5 protein-coding genes are annotated in these 4468 nt (G+C 71.4%); 2 read left to right on the plus strand and 3 right to left on the minus strand.

Going from position 1 to position 4468, the window contains the following annotated elements; translation table 11 throughout:
* A partial coding sequence (locus tag ACWDA7_RS50755) for a hypothetical protein (protein ID WP_450614730.1) occupies nucleotides 1-187 on the plus strand: 187 nt, incomplete at its 5' end.
* Nucleotides 188-907: 720 nt separating this feature from the next.
* Entirely contained in the window at nucleotides 908-1606 is a 699-nt protein-coding gene (locus ACWDA7_RS50760; protein WP_450614732.1) for a phosphatase PAP2 family protein, read from the plus strand.
* Between the two features lie 22 nt (nucleotides 1607-1628).
* Here the strand turns inward: ACWDA7_RS50760 and ACWDA7_RS50765 are convergent, their stop codons facing one another.
* The 3 genes from ACWDA7_RS50765 to ACWDA7_RS50775 all read right to left on the minus strand — a co-directional run.
* The gene (locus ACWDA7_RS50765; protein WP_450614734.1) at nucleotides 1629-2963 is read right to left on the minus strand and encodes a glutamate-1-semialdehyde 2,1-aminomutase; all 1335 of its coding nucleotides are present in this window, start codon (nucleotides 2961-2963) and stop codon (nucleotides 1629-1631) included.
* A 7-nt stretch (nucleotides 2964-2970) separates the two neighbouring features.
* A complete protein-coding gene (locus ACWDA7_RS50770) occupies nucleotides 2971-3522 on the minus strand; it encodes a dTDP-4-dehydrorhamnose 3,5-epimerase family protein (protein ID WP_450614736.1) in 552 nt (183 codons plus the stop codon).
* Nucleotides 3519-4468: polysaccharide pyruvyl transferase family protein (locus ACWDA7_RS50775; RefSeq protein WP_450614738.1), on the minus strand; the 950-nt coding region annotated here is incomplete at its 5' end. The genes ACWDA7_RS50770 and ACWDA7_RS50775, both read right to left, overlap by 4 nt.

Consider the following 4468-nt stretch of genomic DNA (forward strand, 5'->3'; position numbering starts at 1 on the left):
GGCCCCCGGCACCATGCTGACCTGCGAGCTCACCGGCATCACAGAAGGATCGGTTTCGGCCGGAACGAACCCCTCCAGCGTCCCGGACCGGCATCAGCCCACGTCAGAGCAGACAGAAGCACCTGCGGCGCACGCCACGGCATTTACCACGCCCCCGGCGCGCGCCGAAGGCGCGCTGACTCGCTGACCTGCGGTTTCCGGTGGTTCGTGGCGGGCTGCGCGTCGGCGTCACTGGGCCACTGGACGCACGGATAACGCGCTTCTGAGCGGCCGTCAGTTGCAGGGAGGCGGGTGCGCGAGCGCGGGCGAGCCCAGCAACCAAAATTGGCGGAGTGTTGACACGCGGACTTTCCGACGGCGGTGTGCCGCGACCGCATTGTTGGTTAGGGTCCCGAATAGAGACTGATTCCCATGCCCTTGGCCAGGGTGATGCACAGGCTGGGGGGTTCGGGGCTGCACAGGCTGATGGCTCTCGCGCGGGCCAATTCAGACACGACGGGGGGCTCGTTGGTGGGGAGTTGGGGCCAGCAGCAGCCGAAGGCCCATGTCGGCGGGCGGCAGCGGGCAGTTCTCGGGGGCCCTGCATCGCTGTAACGGCGGATGACTTGGCGTCGGCCCGACGGGAGGGGGAGGTGTATCGCATATGCCGGATGGAATGCGGCGGTGTGCGGGCTTTTCCCATGAGCGGGGTGTTCGGCTCGACCGCCACCAAGTAGAAGGTCACCGAAAGCAGGCCGGGCAGTCTTCAAGAGGGCCTGGAGCAGGGGAAACAGGGAGCATCTGATTCATGACTGCCTACCGGTCGGATGAAGGGCCGCACCCTCACCTTGCCTCAAGAAGTCAAGATCCGGAACACCATCTACCGATCACGGCACAGGACCGCAGGCCGACCGGACGCGGTGGGTGGGTGACCGGGCGGTCGGGGCCCGCGGTGCTGCCCCCGTCGCTGCGCGGGTGGCTCGGGCCGATCGCGGCTCTGGCCGCGCTGGTGGTCGTCGTGCTCGGGGTCCGGTACGCCGGCCACAGCGAGCCCGGCAGGGTGGACAGGTGGATCGTCCCGCCGACGGCGGACAGTGTGCGGCCGCCGTGGCGGCACGTCGCCCTGACCCTGGACTTCCTGGGAGAACCCGCGGGATCGGCGCTGGTGATCGTGGCCTGCGTGGCCGCCTGCCTGCTGCTTCGGCGGCCCCGCGCGGCGGTGCTCGTCGCCGCCGGCACGGGCCTGACCGTGGGGACGACCACCCTGCTCAAGCACGTGGTGGGGCGCACCATCCACGGCCCGGGCAACCTGTCCTACCCGAGCGGGCACACCGCCTTCTTCACCGCTCTCGCCCTCATGGCGGCGCTGCCGGCGACCGGTCGGCTCGGACTCGGCAGGGCCGCCGGCACGTCACTCGTGCTCGCCGCCTCGCTGGCCGCCGGCGCCGCCATGGGCTGGGCGGAGGTCGGCCTGGGCGCGCACTACCCGACCGACGCCCTCGGCGGCTGGTGCACCGCGCTGGCGGTGATACCGGCGACCGCGTGGCTGGTCGACCGCATGGCCGACCGAATGGCCGGCCGGCGGGCCGAGCGGATGACCGACGCGGGCCCGCGGGAGCACCGCTGACGTCACGTCAGGTCACATCAGGTCACGCCAGGCGGCGGAACACGGGCTTCACCGCCCGCCCGGCCAGCCAGGCGGTGGGGTCGGCGGCGTCCAGTGCCTTTCGGTACACCGCACATGCCTGGGCCACCACGTCGATGGTGCGGTCGATGTCGGCGTCGTCGAGTGCGCTGTTCACCACGAACGACGGGGCGAGCACCCCGCCCGTGAGGAGTCGGCGTAGGAACAGGGTGCGGTACTGCTGCGAGGGCTGCAGGTTCTCGTCGAGGGTGGCGAAGACCAGGTTGCTGGCCCGGCCCCGGACGACGACGTGGTCGCTGACGCCCGCGGCGGCCGCGGCGTCGCGGACACCGGCGGCCAGCCGTTCGCCGAGGGCGTGCAGGCGCGCGGTCACGCCCTCCTCGACATAGGTGGTGAGCACGGCCATCGCGGCCGCCAGGGAGTGCGTCTCCGCACCGTGCGTGGTGGACAGCAGGAACACCCGGTCACCGGAATCGTGCAGTCCGCCCCGTTCCATCAGGTCGCGTCGCCCGGCCAGCGCGGAGACGGCGAACCCGTTGCCCAGCGCCTTGCCGAACGTGGAGAGGTCGGGGACGACGCCGTACAGGCCCTGGGCGCCCGCGTCGGACCAGCGGAAGCCGGTGATCATCTCGTCGAAGACCAGCACGCAGCCGTGCCGGTCGGCCAGTTCGCGCAGGCCGGCGAGGTACCCCGGCGGCGGCTCGGACTGGGTGGCGGGTTCGAGGATCAGGCAGGCGATCTCGTCCGGGTACCGGGTGAGCAGTTCCTCCGTGGCGGCCAGGTCCCCGTAGGGGAAGGACACGGTGAGCTCGGTGGTCGCCGCCGGGATGCCGGCACTCATCGGTGTGGTGCCGATGAACCAGTCGTCGACGGAGAAGAACGGGTGGTCGGCGCAGAGGGCCACCCGCGAGCGGCCCGTGACGGCGCGGGCGAGGCGCACCGCGGCGGTGGTGGCGTCGGATCCGTTCTTGGCGAACTTCACCATGTCGGCGGTCGGCACCGTGGCCAGGAAGCGTTCGGCGGCCTCGACCTCGACGATGGACGGCCGGACGAAGTTGCTGCCGCGGTCGAGTTCCCGCCGGACCGCCTCGACCACGCGCGGGTGGGCGTGGCCGAGGCTGACCGATCGCAGGCCGGAGCCGTACTCGATGTAGCGGTTGCCGTCGACGTCCCACACGTGGGCACCGCGGCCGTGGCTGATGACCGGGGCCAGGTTCTCGGGGTACTGGTCGTCGCCCTTGGCGTAGGTGTGCGCGCCTCCCGGGATCAGAGCGTGCAGCCGCTCGTTGGCCTGCCGCGAGCGGGGCAGGAGCAACCCCTCGGTGTCTTGGGTGTGCACGCCGACCTCATCTTTCTCGGTGCTTCAGGACCTCGGCGAGGCTCGGCGCCTCCCGGTCCCGCTGGGACATCGACGTGACCGGCAGCGGCCAGGGAATGGCGAGTTCCGGATCGTCGAAGGCGATCGTCACGTCCTCGGCCGAATCGTGCTGACGGTCAATACGGTAAGAGGTGTCCGCGATTTCGGTCAGAGCCTGGAAGCCGTGCGCGCATCCCGCCGGGATGTACACGGTCTTCTGCGTCTCGCCGGACAGCTCGAAGAAGGCCCGGCCCAGGTACGTCGGCGAGTCCGGCCGCAGGTCCACGACGACGTCGAAGATCTGCCCATACGAGCACCGCACCAGCTTGGCCTCGCCGGCGCCGGAGCGCAGGTGCAGGCCGCGCAGCACGCCGCGGGCCGAGCGGGACACGCTGTCCTGGACGAAGGCGTCCGGGTCCAGGCCCACCGAGCGGACCACGTCGGCGTCGAAGGTGCGGCAGAAGAAGCCGCGTTCGTCGGCGTAGGGCGTCGGCTCGAACAGGAACGCGCCGGCGATCTCCGGGACTTCGGTCGCTTTCATGAAGCCTTCCGTGGGGCGTGGGCGTGGTCGTTCGCCGGGAACAGGGTCGTGGTCAAGGCGGTGAACTGCTGGGCGAGTTGCTGAGCGGCGACCCGGTTCCGCTCGGCGAGGGTCTGCCGTAGCTCCGCCGCGTGCTTCTCCAGGTCCCGGAACTGTTCGAGGAGCCGGTCGGCGTCGACCTCGCGGGCCGGGTGACGGTACGCGCCCAGGCCCATCCGGTCCATGAGCGCGTCGCTCTTCGCCGCGTAGCAGAGGGCGAGCACGGGCGTTCCGGTCTTCAGTGCGCAGATCAGGTTGTGGTAGCGGACGGCCACCACGGTGTCGGCGGCCGCCATCTCGTTCATCAGGTCGGCCAGTGAGGCCGGTTCGGCCGCGGTGACCAGCGGTGAGTCGACCGCGTCGAGGACGGCGGCGACCACCGACAGATCGCACTGGTCGCCGGTGAGGAGCCGCACGGGCCTGCCTTCCTCGACCAGCGTGCGGACGAACCTGATCGTCCCGTCGAGGTAACGCCGGTAGATCTCCTCGGCTCGGGCGCGGTCGTCGTTGCCGCCGTGGAAGTCCATGACGCCGAGGCAGACGGGACCCGGCGTGCCGGCGGGCGCGCCCGCCTGTGGTGTAGGGAGGGAGAACGCGAGGTCGGGGTAGACCTCGTCGCGTGCGGTGTTCACGCCCATCGCGCGCATCGCGTCCCGGGACTGGCCGTCCCGGTACGACCGGTACGCGGCGAGCCGGGCCGACCAGCGCACCAGGGCGCGGGTCGGGCGGCTCTTGATCTCGGCGGCGCCGACGCTGACCAGCGCGACCCGGGTGCCGAGCAGCCGGCCGCTCGCGCAGAGCAGGAACAGCGAGTACGGGAAGCCCCACGGCCGCAGCGGCAGGGTGGCCTCCAGGACGCCCATGCCCGGCACGATCACCACGTCGTGCCGGCGCACCCAGGCGGCGG

The sequence above is a fragment of the Streptomyces sp. NPDC001156 genome (assembly GCF_053598275.1).

Excerpts from the sequence above, each read along its gene's own strand:
- ACWDA7_RS50770 (WP_450614736.1), bottom strand. The coding sequence starts at position 3,522 with ATGAAAGCGACCGAAGTCCCGGAGATCGCCGGCGCGTTCCTGTTCGAG.